Origin of the sequence: Prevotella aurantiaca (assembly GCF_015262605.1) — a bacterium.
Lineage (GTDB): Bacteria > Bacteroidota > Bacteroidia > Bacteroidales > Bacteroidaceae > Prevotella > Prevotella aurantiaca.
This window is the reverse complement of the sequence record NZ_JABZSJ010000003.1, coordinates 24,063-41,515: the sequence shown is the minus strand read 5'-3', so window position 1 is coordinate 41,515 and position 17,453 is coordinate 24,063. Positions and strand designations below refer to the sequence as shown.

Here is a 17,453-nt window from a genome sequence, read left to right as displayed (position 1 = left end):
TGCTATGGAAAATAAGCAAACTAAATATGTTGATACGATAATAGACGATAAGAACGACTGGTATGCTATTCGTTTATACACGACAAGGCAAGAAGAAGTTGCGCTGTTCTTTACCGAAAATGGAATAGAAACTTTTATTCCAAAGCAATATGTAGCCGAAGAGGACAAGCAGGGTAAGGTGCATCAGAAGTTGAAACCCGTTGTGCGCAATCTTATTTTTGTGAAGAAATTAATGGAAGATGCTGATTTTAAGAAGTTGGTAAATACATCAAACCTTAAGATGAGCGTACTAACAAAGGCTGATGATAATAGCAAATATAGTTTGATTCCGCACGATCAGATGTATGAATTCCGTTTAATGTGTAACCCTGACATTCATATTCGCAAATTTATTTCTTCAGAAGAAGCACGTTTGAAGGTTGGCGATGCAGTGCATGTGAAGTTTGGTCCACTAAAAGGAATGACTGGTAGATTGGTTCGTTCCAGCAAGAAGTATTATTTACTAAAAGAAATCCCAGGTATTGGTGTTATGCTGAAAGTATCGCGTTGGTGCTGTGTGCCAACAGAATAGCAGAAATGTCCTAATCATAAAAAACGAGTGTGTGCCAAGATGTTAGTAGTTGGCCACAGTCTTTGTTCTTATATCATATTCACTTATATTTTACACCTTTAGTAATAGGTGTATAACACTTATTTTCTTAAGTGTATAACACCCACATTTACAGGTGTATATACACTGACGTTTATAGGTGTATATACACCTACGAGCATAGGTATATAACATCTGTGATTAGCGATGTATAATACTATTGATTATACCTCTTCTATTCTTTTAAAATTCGCTGGTAAAGTGGAATTTAATTTCCTCAAAGTCTTGTTGTGCCATACTGAGAACATAACCAGAATCGGCAAGGAATACATCTCGCCCTTCAATGTCTTTAGCCATATACTGGTACTTGCGCTTCTTGAAGCTTTCGAGTGCAGCAGGGTCTTCAGCTTCAATCCAACAAGCTTTATGCAGATGTACTGGTTCCCAACGACATTTGGCATTGTATTCATGTTCCAAACGGTATTGAATAACTTCAAACTGAAGCTGACCTACTGTTCCAACTATGCGGCGGTTGTTAAACTGATTGACAAATAACTGTGCAACACCTTCGTTCATAAGCTGTTCCAATCCCTTTTGGAATTGCTTAGCCTTCATCGGATCATCGTTTTCTATATACTTGAATAGTTCAGGCGAGAAACTTGGCAATCCACGGAAGTGCAAATCTTCTCCTTCCGTTAGAGTATCACCAATCTTAAATACACCTCCTGTATCTGGTAAACCAACAATATCGCCAGGGTAGGCTTCATCTACTGTGCTTTTGCGCTGTGCCATAAACTGCGTTGGCGAAGAAAAACGAAGAGTCTTACCATTCCTAATATGGAGATAAGGCTGGTTACGTTCAAATCTTCCCGAACATACCTTACAGAACGCAATACAACTACGATGATTAGGGTCGATATTAGCCGTAATCTTAAAGATGAAACCACTGAATTTCTTCTCAGTTGGTTCTACCATTCTTTCCTCCGCCATTGTAGGTCTCGGACTTGGGGCTATGCGAACAAAACAATTTAAAAGTTCCTGAACACCAAAGTTGTTTAAAGCAGAACCAAAGAAAACAGGAGCAACTTCGGCAGAGCGATATGTTTCAACATCAAACTCTGGATAAACTCCATCAACAAGTTCAAGGTCATTGCGCAAGTGTTCTGCAAAATCTTCACCTATACGAGTAGCCAGCTCTTCGTCGTCCAACTTAACCCCTACAGTTTCTGTAACACGTTGCTTGTTAGGTGTGAAAAGGTTTAAGTTCTGCTCGAAAATATTATACACTCCTTTAAAACGTTGACCTTGACCAATTGGCCACGAAAGTGGACGAACACTAATCTGTAGTTCCTCTTCCAATTCGTCAAGCAATTCGAACGGGTCGCGACCTTCGCGGTCCATCTTATTGATGAAAATGATAACAGGCGTATTACGCATGCGACACACTTCCATTAGCTTTCTTGTCTGAGTTTCAACACCTTTCGCTGAGTCTACAACAATAATAGCTGAATCAACAGCAGTTAAAGTGCGATAAGTATCTTCCGCAAAGTCTTGGTGACCTGGGGTATCTAAGATATTCACCTTATACCCTTCATAATCAAATTCCATCACCGAAGTGGAAACCGAGATACCACGTTGTTTCTCAATATCCATCCAGTCAGACGTTGCAGTCTTCTTTATCTTGTTGCTTTTAACAGCACCTGCCACTTGAATTTGTCCACCAAACAAAAGGAACTTCTCGGTAAGCGTTGTCTTACCAGCATCCGGGTGAGAAATAATGGCAAAGGTTCTTCTACGTTCTATTTCGTTCATAACAATATTGTTCGTTGTTTCTAATCGAGCGAAACCTCGTTTTTATACTTCCTTCATTAAGTTTTCCATACACTTCCTCAAGCTATCTGCCCAGTATGGAACATTTGTACCAAATGTTTCTTTAATCTTAGTTTTATCGAAAACCGAATATGCAGGACGCTTTACAGGAGAAGGGAATTCATCGCTATGGCATGGCTGAATGTTACAAGCAGAGTTGCCAGCGAGTTCTGCTATCTTCTTTGCAAAATCGTACCAACTACAAACTCCTTCGTTAGAAAAATGATAGATGCCTGTACGCCCTTCGTATTTTCTATTTTCAACAATATCAAATATAGCATTAGCTAAATCTACTGCGTATGTTGGCGTACCACATTGGTCGAAAACAACTTTTAATTCAGGCTTTGTAGCAGTAAGATTCATCATAGTTTTCACAAAGTTCTTACCAAATTCACCATAAAGCCAAGCAGTTCTAATAATGATATATTTGCCACCAACTGCCTGTATCTTTTCTTCTCCGTGAAGCTTTGTTAAACCATAAACACCTGTAGGTGTACCTTTTTGGTCTTCTTTGCATGGTGTATTATAAGGATCTCCACCAAAAACATAGTCGGTACTAACGTGAACAAGTAGTCCATCTACTTCTTTCATAGCTTTTGCAAGATTTTCTGGAGCCGTTGCATTTAACGTTTCTACTATGTTTCCTGCAGTTTCAGCACCATCTACATTTGTCCAGGCAGCACAGTTAATAATACATTCTATATTGTATTCTTTTACCGTTTTGCGTATGTCATCAAGATTAGTTATGTCAAGTTTCTGATAACCTTCGCATACATCTGTGAAGATATAGCTATCCTTACTTTGTTTTGCAACTAACTGAATAGTGTTGCCTAACATGCCATTTGCACCTGTTACTAATATATTCATATCTTCTAAAGTACTTTATCTTTCTTAATCTTCAAATTGCAATCCTTCTGTTTTATCCTTTTGATAGTAGTCTGAAAGCATACCTATAAGTGTTGTTATTTCTTTTACCGCTGTTTCAGTTTCTCTACTGATTTCTTTTTTCTGCAACCGAAGCATCATAACACCATAAAGAACATCGAAGCACGTTTCCACTTCGCTGTGTCCAAGATTAGCTGCTATTTCTTTTAAATTAGCTTCGTTCTTGCGTGCCATTCTGTCAGCGACTTGCTTTGTTTTGCCGCGAAGTTCAACGATAAAAGGCAGAACACGATAATATTCAGCTGAATAGAAAGGGAATTTAGAAGAAGCAAGTAGCTGTGTATGAAGTTCTGTTAATGCCTGCATTACAACTTTATTTATTTGCAGGTGTCCACTTTCACGACAATTTTCTTGATTCATCATTCTGACCAAATCGCCAAACCAATCTTCTTCCTCTTCTTTCTGTTCATCAGTATAGTCGAACTTGTCTATATATTCTTTACGAATCTTAGTCAGCGAGCATCCATAGACACGTATAATGTCTTCAATTTGCCACATATATAACAAGTATTCAGCAATACTTTTCTTTCTTAGTTCTTTAGCAACAAACATAATAAAGTTTAATATGTTTTAATAATAAGAAGGCAAGTGATAAAGATTAAACACTGTACCTATAAGCATTATGAGCGAGAAAATGATAACTACTGAACCAATAATCTTGTTGATTATCAAAATACCATTCATATTAAAAATATCGTGTACTTTATTCACAAGCCAAGTTAAGCCGTACCACCAAAGCAATGCTCCAACAGGTATAGAAGCTAATCCAATCCCCATCTCAATAGGGCGCGATGGCTGAATAAAGGCAAATTGTGCAAAGGTAGCAACAAAGAGAAAAATAATAAGCGGATTAGAAAAAGTAACAAGAAATGCTGTCAGTCCATTATGAAACAACGTTCCTTTTGTTTTTCCACCTTGGTGCATCTTTTTTGTAGGGTCCGATATAAAACAATAAATACCAAAAAGCATCAAAATAACACTTCCTAAAATCTGTAGTATAAATTGATTTGTAGGGTCTTGTAATGGCTCCATAATAAAGCTCATTCCAAGGCCAACAATTAAAGCGTAAATTATATCGCTAATGGCAGCACCAACACCGGTTATAAAACCATACCACCGTCCTTTGTTTAATGTTCTTTGAATACACAAAATACCCACAGGTCCCATTGGTGCTGAGGCAATGAGACCGATTAATATACCTTTAAAGATGAAATCAAGTATATCTAATTGGATGAGGAGAGGCATATTCATAATTTGAGTGCAAAATTGCAAAAATTATATGGAATAAGCAAATTTACTCATTAAAAGTTTGTCGTATTCCGCTTTTTTCATAACTTTGTCTTTCAATAAACTAAATAAAATATAGAATGATGACAGACGTACAAGAAGTAAAACCATTGTTGAAGCCATTCGTTATAGGATTGGATTTGGGTGGAACAAACTCTGTTTTTGGAGTAGTAGACCAACGTGGTCAAGTCCTTGCAACCACATCTATAAAAACACAAAGCTATAAAACAGTTGAAGACTTTGTAGATGCAAGTATAGAAGTTCTGAAACCAATCATTGCTAAAGTCGGTGGAATTGGCCAATTTAAAGCAATGGGTATAGGTGCTCCTAATGGTAATTTCTATCGTGGTACCATTGAACATGCTGCAAACTTGGTTTGGGCACATGATAGTGTTGTGCCTTTGGCAGAAATGTTTTCAGAACGTTTAGGAATTCCTGTCGGACTTACCAATGATGCAAATGCTGCAGCTATTGGTGAAATGCAATATGGTGTAGCAAGAGGTATGAAAAACTTCATTATGATTACTCTTGGTACTGGTGTTGGTTCTGGTATTGTTGTTAATGGACAAATGGTTTATGGTTCTGATGGCTTCGCTGGAGAACTTGGACATATTACTATGGAACGTGGTGAAGAAGGGCGTTCTTGTGGTTGCGGTAGAAAAGGTTGTTTAGAGGCATATTGTTCTGCAACAGGAGTAGCACGTACTGCATGTGAATTCTTGCAAAAAACAAATGAACCATCATTACTCCGTGAATTAGACCATGACGTAATTACATCGCTTGATGTTTCAATTGCGGCAGGAAAAGGCGATAAGATGGCATTAGATATCTTTGCTTTTACGGGTGATATGCTTGGAACTGCATGTGCTGATTTTGCGGCTTTTACCTCGCCAGAAGCTTTTGTTTTCTTTGGCGGTTTGACAAAGGCTGGTGATTTACTGATGGATCCTATAAAGGAAGCTTACGCAAAATATGTATTGCCTATTTACAAAGACAACGTAAAGTTCCTTGTAAGTTCGCTTGACGATGCCGCAGCAGCAGTTCTTGGTGCATCGGCAATTGGTTGGGAAATGTAAATCAAGCATAAATAAAGGTTAGGTTAACAAAAATCATTTTGGAATTTACCATTGATACTTTATTAAAGCTTTGTAAAGAAACAGCCCTTATTCGATAAATATTTTATCGTTAGTAAGTGGTACTTACATTTTTAAATAATGTTAAGAACGTATGTTTTGAATGTCAAAACATACGTTCTTTTATTATTATCTCATTTGCATGTCATGTAGTCGGGCACATATGTTACCAGAAGGCAGATAGAAACACTTTGGCACAAGGATTGCATACTATTATTAGCATTTAGTAAATCAATTAAAAATAAATAAAATATGAAGTTCGAAAAAGGAAAAATATTTGTAGCAAGTGAATTGGTAGACTATACAGAAGGCGGTGTAGTGAGTAAGGAATTGGTTCACAGCAGTGCAGGCAGCGTAACGCTCTTCAGTTTTGATGCAGGTCAGGGACTTTCGCAGCACACTGCGCCTTTCGATGCGTTTATTCAGGTGGTAGATGGAGAGATGGTTCTCAATGTAGAGGGTATAGACCATCGTATCAAGGCAGGCGAAAGTTTCATTATCCCAAGCGGCGCACTCCACTCTGTGAAGGCAGAACAACGTTTTAAGATGATAATAACGATGATAAGGGGATAAAATATTATTGCTGCCTGGCAAAACTTTTATACCATATACAATTGCGGGGTTGCTTTTAAATGGGCAATCCCGTTTCTTTTTGAGCCAACCTTTTCGGTGTAGTAGTAGGAACTTTTTGTGTTGGTTTTGTAAAAATAATTCTCTTAAAAAGTGATAACTGCGTTTTGACATTGCGAAAGCGGCTGTTTTGCGCTGCAAAACCTACGCTTGTACCGTGCAAAAGAGCCGCTTTTGGAATGCAAAACAATAGGTTTTGCAAAACGTTGATAACGAGAGGGTTAAGTAACGGTATTGTTTGTGAAAAATATTTGCAGATTTAAAGGCTGCTTTCCGTTTATGAAATGATAAATAGGAGCGAAGTTGTATTGCTGTCCATAATAAGTATTGATAGTCCTTTTGTTAAATAGGAAAATACAAAAAATGGGTTCAAGATACAGCATCTTGAACCCATTTCTATTTTATTTGTTTATCAGCCAATCTCTAAGAATGATAGCATGGTTGCAGTTTTCGCTTTTTGCACCATATAATAAGGTTATATTGCTCGATTCGAGAAGTGCTTTAATATGGTTGGCAAAGGGCATAGCCTCAGGATTGTTGTCAAGTTCTGAACGGTATTTTTCGGCAAACGTAGCATAGTTTTCCTCCTTGTGTCCAAACCATTTGCGTAGTTCGGACGAAGGAGTAATTGCTTTGTTCCATTCGTCGATGCACGCTTTTTCCTTTGCAATTCCTCTTGGCCATAGTCGGTCTATGAGGATTCGATACCCGTCGCCTTCTTCAGGCGTTAGGTAAACACGCTTTATCTTCAATTCATTCGCTTTCTTCATTCTCTAATCTTAGCTTTTGGCGACGTTTCTTAGGCTCCTTTTCCTTGCCGTATTTCTTGCGGTTTTTACGTGGACGATAATAGCCCGTCCAAAGGCACCACGCAATAGCCAACCCTATAATGGCTATATAGACCACGTTGCTGGTGTCGTGCAGGAAGGTGAAAATGCGCCCAGTGTGGGTTTCGAGTGCTGCTATGTGCAACGACATCGGTAGTTGCTGGAATTGGGCGGGCATCTTTGGCGACGAAGTTCCCTCGTAATAGTCGATGAGGAATGGCTCCTTGAAATCGTTGCTGAAGCCCACCATCATAATATTCTCGTCGATTGGCACTACCTTTGGCATTCTGCCTTGTGCATTGCGGCTCCAGAGATAAAGACCGTTGAACGAACCTACGAGCCATTGACCTGTGTTTACTTGGTAGAAAGCTGAAAGTCCCATATAGCTTACCTTTGGCGTTCCCTTGATAGGACGTGGGGTAGAGCGGAGGTCTTGCAGTGCATAGAATCCTTTTGAGGTGTAGATGAGCCAGTCTTTCTCGGCAGAATCGTAACGTACGGCACGCAGTTGGTCGTTCCAAGGATTCTTGCTGTCCTGTACCGTGAAAGGTAATGCAGGCACACGTCCTTTAACTATGGCTACCATTGCAGGTGGGCGGAGAAACCAACCAGTGATGGTAACGAACAGTGTAAGGGCGATTGTGATTCTGCCAATGTGGCGATGCACCCAATAAAGTGTCTTGAGTTGTGATTTGCCAGCACGTGTTTTACGTGCAATGAAGAACCATACACCCGAGATGCAGAGGATAATCAGGACGATAGCTACTGCGTCGCCGACGAGTTTACCGATTGTTCCAAAAAGTGCTCCGCTATGTATCAGCCATACGGTGCGTAGGAGTGATACCTTACCATCGTGGTCGGTGCTTGCCCGAAGTTGTATTTGTCGAAAGGGTTTACCAACATTGGGCGATAGCCAAAGATGGTTGCGAGATGCTACAACCACCGAGTCGCCACGCGAAGTAACATCTACCAATCGAGTGTCAAGGCCATCAAGGTCTATTGTCTGCCAACTGTTGTTCTCAAGATGGAATAGCTGGAAATTGCCTACTGCCCATATTTCGCCCGAGCGGGTGCGGGTGATGGCTTTGATGTTGCGCAACTCAACGCCAGACGGCATACCTTTGTTGAAGTCTTTAATCTTAACACCAAGTTTATCGGTGAGGAAAAATCCATTTTCACCATATATAATAATACTGTCGCCTTTTGCAAGTGTGCCTCGCATCAGCCCCTGATTCCAGTTCTTATACGCATAGCTACTCGGCATAAGCGAGCGGGAAACGTTGATGTTGGAGAATATTTCGTGGTGATTCAAGATAATACCAGATACACTAAAACCGATAAGGAACAGACAGAGAATCAGTCCGAACCAACGATGCATTTTCTTCATTTTACTTAATAGTTTCTTATGTTTTAACTTACAAAAATATTTAGTTAGTTTGGTGTTAAAGGTAACATTTGTGCCCACAGATGCATCTTTTGTAATATATTAACCTTTTAAACATTTATTATAGATTTAAATCCTAATAAATGAGGACAAACTATTGACAGCTTGCATAAATTTAACTATCTTTAACCCCATAAGGTTAATAATTGAATTTATTATAATAAAAAAATATATCACAATGAATCTGCGAAAGCTTACATCATGGTTTCCCGAACTGACTTATCGCCAAAAGGTGGTATCGCTTGTTATATCGGGTGTCATTGTGGGATTAGGAGGATTGTTTTTCTATCTTCTACGTATGCACACGTATATTGTGGGCGACGACCCTGCTGCTTGTGTAAACTGTCACATTATGACTCCTTATTATGCTACATGGGCGCATTCCAGCCACGGAAGAGATGCTACATGTAACGATTGCCATGTGCCACACTCAAGCATAGCTGCTAAATACCTATTTAAAGGTATGGACGGCATGAAGCATGTGGCTTACTTTGTAACTCGTTCGGAACGTCAAGCTATTATGGCGGAAGAGGCATCGTCAGAAGTAATAATGGACAACTGTATTCGTTGTCATACAGAACTTAATACAAGAGACGTGCGTACAGGAAAAATTGGATATATGCAAGCAAAATGTGGCGAGGGTATGGCTTGTTGGGATTGTCATCGTGATGTTGCTCATGGTGGTATGAATACACTAAGTAGAACTCCAAATGCAGAAACGCAAGTGCCCATACCTCCATCTCCAGTACCACAATGGTTGCAAAATTTACTTGATAAAAAATAAAAATCTAACAATATGGCTAGACAATTAAAAAAATGGCAAGGATGGTTGCTCTTCGGTGGAGCAATGGTTATTATCTTCGTTCTCGGAATGCTTTGTTCATCTATGTTGGAACGTCGCGCAGAAGTTGCCTCAGTGTTCAATAATCGCCGAACAGTGATGACCGACTCTATTGTGAGTCAAAATGAGAAGTTTGCTGAAGATTTTCCGAAAGAGTATCAGACTTGGGCAATGACTGAGGATACTTCTTTTGTGAGCAAGTACAACTCTTCGCAAGAGGTTGATGTATTGGCACAACGCCCAGAAATGGTTATTCTGTGGGCTGGTTATGCTTTCTCTCGCGAGTACAACACTCCTCGTGGGCATCGTCATGCTATAGAGGATTTGCGCAAGATTTTGCGTACAGGTTCACCAGGCGTAGATGGTCAGGAGGATATGCAGCTTGGTACTTGCTGGACTTGTAAAGGTCCTGATGTTCCTCGTTTGATGCGTGAGAAAGGCAAGAATGCTTTCTATGCTGCTAAGTGGAGCCAGTGGGGTGACGAAGTTATGAACACGGTAGGTTGCTCAGACTGCCATGATGCTCGCAATATGGATTTGAGACCTGCTCGACCTGCTCTTTATGAGGCTTGGCAACGTGCTGGTAAGGACGTGAAGAAGGCAAGCCACCAGGAAATGCGTTCATTGGTTTGTGCACAGTGCCACACTGAGTATTATTTCGAAAAGGACAACGGTAACTACCTCAAGTTCCCACAGGATAAGGGACTTACTTGTGAAGCTGCTGAGGAATATTACGACTCTATTGGTTTCTACGATTATATACATCCACTCTCTAAGGCTAAGATTCTGAAAGCTCAGCACCCAGGTTATGAGATTTTCAAGCAGGGTATTCACGCTCAACGCGGATTGAGTTGTGCTGATTGCCATATGCCTTACATTCAAGAAGGTGGTATAAAGTACACCAGTCACCACATCACATCACCATTGGCAAATATCAACCGCACTTGTCAGACTTGCCACCGTCAAAGCGAAGAGACATTGCGTCAGAACGTATATGAGCGTCAAGAGAAAGTCTTTGATATCCGTAACCGTGTAGAGAAAGAGTTGGCTCGTGCACATATCGAGGCTAAGTTTGCTTGGGAGAAGGGAGCAACAGAAAAGGAAATGGAACCAATATTGACCGCACTGCGCAAGAGCCAATGGCGTTGGGACTATGCAGTGGCAAGCCATGGTGCCAGCTTCCACGCACCTCAGGAAGTTACTCGCCTGCTTGGTGTAGCTCTCAATTATGCGCAAACTGCACGTATTGATCTTGCCCGAATATTGGCTCGTCATGGCTATACAAAGGAAGTTCCAATGCCTGATATTTCAACCAAAGATAAGGCTCAGAGTTATATAGGTCTTGATATGAAGAAGCTTAAGGCTCAGAAAAAAGACTTTTTAAACACTATTGTGCCTCAGTGGGTGAAGAAGGCCAAGAAGAATGGCCGATTCATTACTAAAGAAATGTAATCATGTACATTGAAGATAGATATCTGAAAAAAGAATTTTATGATATAAAAATATGTGGAATAAACCTTGGAAATATCGCGAGGGAATTGCTATAAGTATAGGGCTTCTGGTTACAGGAGCCCTATTACAAATTTCTGTTGGACCGGTAGAATGGCTTATCTTTATGTGGCCTGCTAATATCATTGCATTAATAGCACTTGTGGTGATTTTAGGATTATTTTATACTTTTCGGTCTAAATTATACCTTTTCCGATTTATGACTCAAGTTGAGGCTGCAGTGCCTGCACTTGCTACAGCGTCTATACTTACAATTATAATGGGTTTGAGTCGACAAGTTCCTGAAGGACGTCCAGCTATGGACCCAATAGGACTTAGTCGTATGCTCAGTTTTTGGCCATTTGTTCTTATTTATTTGTGGAATGTTATTATTGTAGCAGAAGTTGGTATCCATCAGCTAATGCATTTTCAAAAGCGTTTTATTCCTTCGCTAATTAGTCACTTAGGACTCTTTATCTTTGTAACTTGTGGAACTTTAGGATCTGCAGATATGCAGCGCCTCAAGATATACTGCGAAGAAGGTAAACCTGAATGGCGTGGAATCGATGACCATCAAAAAGTACATGAGTTACCACTTGCTATTGAATTGCAGAAGTTCACTATTGATGAGTATCCTCCGAAATTGGCAATATTTGATAGTAAAACTGGGAAAATATTACCGAATGATAAACCGCAGAATATTATCATTGAGCCTGGTTTTACTTCAGATGAATTGATGGGATGGAATATTACTGTTGAAAAATATATTGAAGATGCAATGCCTGTAGGTATGCTTAAGATGATAAATGGTATGCCAGCCCAAATGATGCAAATGATGAAAATGGATGATTTAGGAATGCGCATTAATACTGGCGGATTTGTTGAGTATAAAGGTAAAGGTGCTGCTACAGCCATTCTAATCAAGGCACAGAAGGGTAGTGTTGTAAAGAAAGGCTGGGTAAGTTCGGGAAGTTATATGTTCCCAATGTCGAGTTTAAAACTTGACGATAAGACTGAAATAGCAATGTCGGCTCGCGAACCATTGCGCTATGCATCAGATGTAAACGTCTACACAAAAGATGGTGATGCTATGCGAGCACACATAGAGGTAAATAAACCTTTTACAGTAGGTTCATGGAAAATATATCAACTTGATTTCAATAAGGCACAAGGAAAGTGGAGTACTCTTAGTGTATATGAACTTGTATCCGATCCTTGGTTGCCCGCTACCTATGTGGGCATCTATTTGTTGATAATAGGTGCGGTTCTCATGTTCATTACAGCAGGCCGTAATAAATATAAGGAAAAAGAGGAGGACAATAAATGATTGCTTTTTGGAATTACTTTATATATTTTGCAATAGTGGCAGTGTTGTTATGGGCAACAGGTGCCTATGCCGCATGGAAGGATAAGAAATGGATTGCTTATAGTGCAACGATAGTTGGACTAGCTGTTTTCTTTAGTTATATACTTATTATGTGGATTTCTCTCGATCGTCCTCCTATGAGAACTATGGGTGAAACACGTTTATGGTATTCGTTTTTCTTACCATTAGCAGGCATCATTGTTTATAGTCGCTGGGATTATAAATGGCTATTGTCGTTTTCTACTGTGCTTTCGTTGGTTTTTATTTGTATTAATCTATTAAAGCCTGAAATTCATAGTAAGACACTTATGCCTGCATTACAGAGTCCTTGGTTTGCACCACATGTAATTATCTATATGTTTGCTTATGCGCTTTTAGGTGGTGCCTTTGTGATGGCTGTCTATTTGTTGTTTTTTAAAAAGAGTAAGATAGTCACTCATAAAGAACTTGATATAACAGACAATCTTGTATATATTGGTTGGGCATTTCTCTCGTTAGGTATGCTTACAGGTGCTCTTTGGGCAAAAGAAGCATGGGGACATTATTGGGCTTGGGATCCTAAGGAAACTTGGGCAGCTGCTACTTGGTTGGCATATCTTACATATATTCATTATCGTTTGCGTAAGAATTGTAATTTAGAGGTAGCTATGTGGATTCTCATTATTAATTTTGCTCTCTTACAAATGTGTTGGTGGGGTATAAACTATTTGCCTTCAGCACAGGGAACTAGTGTACATACATATAATATGCAATGATAATGTAAACAAGAATTATTGTCTGTAATAAGTTGAATATAGATATCAATAAAAATACTGCCAATGGGATATAATGACCATTGGCAGTATTTTTATATAATATAGTTGTTTTTGTTTGTGAAACTTTGGAACTAATAGATCTTCTTTATTTCATCTTATCTGAATTAAGAATAGTTATTTGTTTTCCATCTATTTTTATAGCTCCATTATCTTCGAATTCTGATAAACAACGTAATAGCGAGAATTTTTGAATACCGAATGTATCAGCTATTTCCTGACGACTATTGCTGAGTTTAATAGTACGGCTTTGTTGTTCTTTAGCTGCTTTCATTAAGAAATAAGCCACTTTTTCACGAACTGTGAACAGGGAAAGCATACGCAGTTTTTGAGTAAGGAAAACATCTATAGATGAAAGAAGCTGAATGAAATTCATACGTATGCGTTCATTGTTATCTATTAAATGTTTTAGTTCTGAAGGCATCATACGCAATATCGTAGTATGTTGTGCTGTTTCGACACTAACAGGCATAGCATTATTTTTAGCGAAAATAAAAGCAGGTGCTATTAAAATACAAGCTTTCAAGCGGTCTATTTGTACTTGCTTACCTGATAATCCTGTCATGCGTGATATCAGTTCCCCTTTTAGAATAAAATCCGCATACTTACAAGGCATACCTGCTAGGGTGTAAATTTCCTTGGCAGGATATTCCACAATTTTAAAATTTACCGTTTGCAGTAATTCTTTAATTTCCTTAGCAGTTAATCCGTTAAATAAAGGACTATGTGAGAGTGTTTCGTTTATCGATACTTCCATTTTGTTTCGCTTTTAGGAATAACGGATTATATACTTTGTTATTGTCTATAAAAGAAAAATCCCTCGATATTTCTATCGAGGGGTATGTGGTTAGAGAATGTATTTTTGAATATCTTCTTCAACTGTAGAGTTGCCTGCAAGACCAAAGTTTTCAACAAGAACCTTTAGTACACCTTCAGAAACAAAAGCTGGAAGGGTAGGACCGATGTGTATATTCTTTACTCCAAGATGCAGAAGTGCAAGAAGAACGATAACTGCTTTCTGTTCATACCATGCAATATTAAAGAAGATTGGCAAATCGTTAATATCATTTGCACCAAATATTTCTTTTAATTTTAGTGCTACTACTGCCCAAGAGTATGAATCATTACATTGCCCAGCATCAAGAACACGTGGAATGCCATTTATATCTCCAAGGTTTAGTTTATTGTATTTATATTTCGCACAACCGCTGGTAAGAATTACTACATCTTTCGGTAAAGCTTTGGCAAACTCTTCGTAATAGTTACGACTTTTCATACGTCCATCACAACCACTCATTACTACAAATTTACGGATAGCACCACTTTTTACTGCTTCAACGACCTGGTCAGCCAATGCAAATACTTGTGCGTGGGCAAAACCTCCTATAATCTCTCCTGTTTCTATTTCCTGTGGAGCTTTGCAGGTTTTAGCTAATTCAATAACTTTAGAGAAATCTTTCTTTCCGTCTTTTCCAGTTGTGATATGTTTCCAACCTGGGAATCCTGTAGAATTGGTAGTAAATACTCTGTTAGAATAGTTTGCATTTTTTGCTGGGGGTACGATACAGTTTGTAGTAAATACGATAGGGCCATTGAAGCTTGCAAATTCTTCTTTCTGCTGCCACCAAGCATTTCCATAGTTGCCTACAAGATGTTTGTATTTCTTAAGCTGTGGATAATAGTGTGCTGGCAACATTTCGCCATGAGTATATATATCAATGCCTGTACCCTCAGTTTGGATAAGTAAATCTTCAATATCTTTAAGGTCGTGTCCAGAAATAAGAATTCCAGGTCTTTTACCTACACCGATATTAACTTTTGTAAGTTCTGGATTGCCGTATGCCTCTGTATTAGCTTTGTCGAGTAGTGCCATTACGTCTACTCCATATTTTCCAGTTTCGAGCACGATTCCAAGAAGTGTCTCCATATCAGCATTTGGATTACTAATTATCGCAAGTGCCTTGCAAATGAATGTGATAATTTCTTCACTAGTATTACCCAAACGGCCAGCATGGTCATAGTAAGCTGCAATACCTTTAAGACCAAGAATTGTAAGTTCTTTTAATGAACGAAGGTCCGCATTTTCATTACGAAGAACTCCTTCTCGCTCACCTTCTGCTGAATAATCAGATTTTTCACCTCCCCAGCAAACTTCTTGGTAATCAGGAAGAATAATGTTTTTTGTTGAAGCTTTTTCTAGCAGTTGTTTTTTCAATGCAATACCTGTATCTACCTTATTTAATATGCTTTGGTCATCAAAGTTTGCGTTGGTAATGGTTGAGAACATTGCATCTATAAGAAAATCGGCTACTTCGTTTGATGCCGTTTCCCCCAATTCATGTTGAATAGTTCCTACACCACGTACAACGCTAAGCAATAAATCTTGCCATTTTGAGGTTTCTGCCTCTTTACCACAAACACCTTTGATGGTGCATCCTGTTCCTTTTGCTGTTTCCTGACACTGGAAACAGAACATTTTATTTTCAATCATAATGCTTTTAATTAAATTTCTAGTGCAAAGGTATTGTAATCAATAATAGGACTGGGTAACATTTGTGCCTGGAGAGAGTTAAATTTTTGTTAAAATATTGCTTGAAAATTTTAATGCAATTACCTCTTTCTTTTTTTATTATTGCTGTCCGGTAAAACTTTTTTGGAGCTATCTGTGTTAGTGAAAATAGACTTAAACTTATTATTTCTTAGAATTATCGGTTATTATAGGTCTTTTCTTGTTAAAACAAGTGCATTTTATAATGCTTACAGTTTGAAACTGAAAACCAATCCCCTGGATGAGTAAAACGGCCGCAATACCGATGGACAAAGAGATACAGAGCTTTCAGTTTATTTTTACCGGACAGCAATATTTTTTTTATATATGGGTCTAAAAATATGTTGGAGAGTCATTTCTTTTTGTTATATCAAATAATTTTTAAAATGATGAGTAGCTAAATTAGATAATATCTTATTTCAAACAAACATTGTTTATTAGTTATTAGTAGATTTAAACAGAAGTTGAGAGGGCTTTAATATTAGAGTTATAATTTTGGTCAATATAGCAAGTAATCTTTGTAAACTTAAGTTTCTTAATATTACATGATAAGTAGGTATTTGACAATATTTCATAGTACTTAATTATACATCAAGGTAATTCTTTCTTTTTATTCAAAATAGTTTATTGAGAAGCAAAGATAGTTCGACTTTTTATAATTACTAAATAAAAAATATTAATTATAATTTTTAATTTTATAATTATATTTTCGTCATTTTGTAATTACATTTTTTCTTTTAATACTTTGCCTGTTTTATAGGTGGGTTTTTCAAGTTGAAGACTTGTAAAATTCTCTTCATAAATAATTAAAATGATGTTGGTTTATTATAAGTTACATTCTATTTGTGTATCACATTCTCTAATATGTATTTTCGATAACCAAATAAAAGTATCCAGCCATTTTTATTCTCAAAGATAACTTTGCAACCAGGTTGCAAAGTTATTTGTCGAACTTTGTAAAAACAAAATATTAAAAGTTATGTTCTGGGATATAGTGTCTAAATATTATGAGTTCTTTGAGAAGTTCTACAATGGCAAGGTTAATAAGGAAATATGCAAGAAAGTTGCAAAAAGAATATCTCCTAATGATTTAGTATTAGAGTGTGCTTGTGGTACGGGTATGATAAGTATACATATTGCTGCTATCTGTAAAAAACTTATAGCTACCGATTTTTCTGATGGAATGTTATCTCAGTCGTGTAAACGTTGTAAAAACTTTGGTAATGTCACGATAGAAAAAGGGAATATCCTACAACTTAATTATCCTAATGATGAGTTCGATAAGGTGGTTGCAGCTAATGTTATTCATCTAATAGAGCACCCTGAAATAGCATTAAATGAGTTATTGCGAGTATGTAAAAAAGGCGGAGAAGTCATTATACCTACTTATTTGATAAGTCATACATGGGGGGTATCTAAAGTTTTTGTGTGGTTCATCAATCGATTTACAAAAACGTTTATAGGAAAGTTTAATGAGAAAACGTATAGGCAATTCTTTGAGAATCTTGGTTATATTGATATTTCTTATGAGTTAATAGAAGGTAGAATGCCTTGTGGGATTGCCATAATTAAGAAGCAATACAGTTAGAGAATACAAATAAGAATAGGTAAGTTTGGGAGTGGGACAGAAGTATGGAGTAGAAAGTGTTTTCATCAATCGATATTTTCTGTGAT

Annotated in this window: 17 protein-coding genes; 8 read left to right on the top strand and 9 right to left on the bottom strand. The window is 37.9% G+C overall.

All coding sequences use genetic code 11. The features are described 5' to 3' along the window. The first annotated feature begins 4 nt into the window (after positions 1-4). A complete protein-coding gene (locus HXN26_RS01485; RefSeq protein WP_273158298.1) occupies positions 5-571 on the top strand; it encodes a UpxY family transcription antiterminator in 567 nt (188 codons plus the stop codon). Positions 572-832: 261 nt separating this feature from the next. On the opposite strand, the gene HXN26_RS01480 is transcribed toward HXN26_RS01485, so the two are convergent. From HXN26_RS01480 to HXN26_RS01465, 4 genes are read right to left on the bottom strand one after another with little or no spacing between them, the layout of a single operon-like run. Next, positions 833-2,401 (bottom strand): peptide chain release factor 3, encoded by a 1,569-nt coding sequence (locus tag HXN26_RS01480; protein ID WP_273158297.1) that lies wholly within the window; start codon positions 2,399-2,401, stop codon positions 833-835. Between the two features lie 42 nt (positions 2,402-2,443). Further along, positions 2,444-3,325, bottom strand: a complete 882-nt coding sequence (rfbD, locus tag HXN26_RS01475) for a dTDP-4-dehydrorhamnose reductase (RefSeq protein ID WP_025001141.1) — start codon at positions 3,323-3,325, stop codon at positions 2,444-2,446. Positions 3,326-3,349: 24 nt separating this feature from the next. Next, positions 3,350-3,955, bottom strand: a complete 606-nt coding sequence (locus HXN26_RS01470; protein ID WP_025001142.1) for a DUF4924 family protein — start codon at positions 3,953-3,955, stop codon at positions 3,350-3,352. Positions 3,956-3,973: 18 nt separating this feature from the next. Next, positions 3,974-4,654 (bottom strand): LysE family translocator, encoded by a 681-nt coding sequence (locus tag HXN26_RS01465; RefSeq protein ID WP_025001143.1) that lies wholly within the window; start codon positions 4,652-4,654, stop codon positions 3,974-3,976. Positions 4,655-4,773: 119 nt separating this feature from the next. Between HXN26_RS01465 and HXN26_RS01460 the strand changes: the two genes are divergently transcribed. Next, complete coding sequence (locus tag HXN26_RS01460) at positions 4,774-5,766, top strand: ROK family protein (RefSeq protein ID WP_273158318.1); 993 nt, start codon at positions 4,774-4,776, stop codon at positions 5,764-5,766. 309 nt (positions 5,767-6,075) lie between these two features. Beyond that, positions 6,076-6,396 (top strand): cupin domain-containing protein, encoded by a 321-nt coding sequence (locus HXN26_RS01455; RefSeq protein WP_025001145.1) that lies wholly within the window; start codon positions 6,076-6,078, stop codon positions 6,394-6,396. A 55-nt stretch (positions 6,397-6,451) separates the two neighbouring features. Here the strand turns inward: HXN26_RS01455 and HXN26_RS01450 are convergent, their stop codons facing one another. The 3 genes from HXN26_RS01450 to HXN26_RS01440 all read right to left on the bottom strand — a co-directional run bounded on the left by HXN26_RS01450 (position 6,452) and on the right by HXN26_RS01440 (position 8,667). Beyond that, on the bottom strand, positions 6,452-6,688 hold the full coding sequence (locus HXN26_RS01450) for a hypothetical protein (protein WP_273158317.1): 237 nt from the start codon (positions 6,686-6,688) through the stop codon (positions 6,452-6,454). Between the two features lie 166 nt (positions 6,689-6,854). Further along, complete coding sequence (locus HXN26_RS01445; RefSeq protein ID WP_273158296.1) at positions 6,855-7,223, bottom strand: DUF488 domain-containing protein; 369 nt, start codon at positions 7,221-7,223, stop codon at positions 6,855-6,857. Further along, entirely contained in the window at positions 7,207-8,667 is a 1,461-nt protein-coding gene (locus tag HXN26_RS01440; RefSeq protein WP_273158295.1) for a PepSY domain-containing protein, read from the bottom strand. Before HXN26_RS01440 ends, HXN26_RS01445 begins: the two co-directional genes overlap by 17 nt. Positions 8,668-8,902: 235 nt before the next feature. On the opposite strand from HXN26_RS01440, the gene nrfH reads away from it, so the two are divergent. The 4 genes from nrfH to ccsA are packed head-to-tail and all read left to right on the top strand — an operon-like array spanning position 8,903 to position 13,174. After that, on the top strand, positions 8,903-9,508 hold the full coding sequence (gene nrfH, locus HXN26_RS01435; RefSeq protein ID WP_273158294.1) for a cytochrome c nitrite reductase small subunit: 606 nt from the start codon (positions 8,903-8,905) through the stop codon (positions 9,506-9,508). 12 nt (positions 9,509-9,520) lie between these two features. After that, positions 9,521-11,017: an ammonia-forming cytochrome c nitrite reductase gene (gene nrfA, locus HXN26_RS01430; RefSeq protein WP_273158293.1), complete on the top strand. Its 1,497-nt coding sequence runs from the start codon at positions 9,521-9,523 to the stop codon at positions 11,015-11,017. Between the two features lie 52 nt (positions 11,018-11,069). Beyond that, on the top strand, positions 11,070-12,380 hold the full coding sequence (locus HXN26_RS01425) for a cytochrome c biogenesis ResB family protein (protein WP_273158292.1): 1,311 nt from the start codon (positions 11,070-11,072) through the stop codon (positions 12,378-12,380). Continuing rightward, a complete protein-coding gene (gene ccsA, locus HXN26_RS01420) occupies positions 12,377-13,174 on the top strand; it encodes a cytochrome c biogenesis protein CcsA (RefSeq protein ID WP_273158291.1) in 798 nt (265 codons plus the stop codon). The genes HXN26_RS01425 and ccsA overlap by 4 nt, the downstream gene beginning before the upstream one ends. A gap of 145 nt (positions 13,175-13,319) precedes the next feature. Here ccsA and HXN26_RS01415 read toward each other — a convergent pair whose 3' ends face one another. Both HXN26_RS01415 and hcp read right to left on the bottom strand, forming a co-directional pair. Beyond that, positions 13,320-13,988: a Crp/Fnr family transcriptional regulator gene (locus HXN26_RS01415; protein ID WP_025001450.1), complete on the bottom strand. Its 669-nt coding sequence runs from the start codon at positions 13,986-13,988 to the stop codon at positions 13,320-13,322. A 90-nt stretch (positions 13,989-14,078) separates the two neighbouring features. Further along, entirely contained in the window at positions 14,079-15,722 is a 1,644-nt protein-coding gene (hcp, locus tag HXN26_RS01410; RefSeq protein ID WP_273158290.1) for a hydroxylamine reductase, read from the bottom strand. Between the two features lie 1,036 nt (positions 15,723-16,758). On the opposite strand from hcp, the gene HXN26_RS01405 reads away from it, so the two are divergent. After that, positions 16,759-17,367, top strand: coding sequence for a class I SAM-dependent methyltransferase (locus HXN26_RS01405; RefSeq protein ID WP_273158289.1), 609 nt, complete (start codon positions 16,759-16,761; stop codon positions 17,365-17,367). The last annotated feature ends 86 nt before the right edge of the window (positions 17,368-17,453 follow it).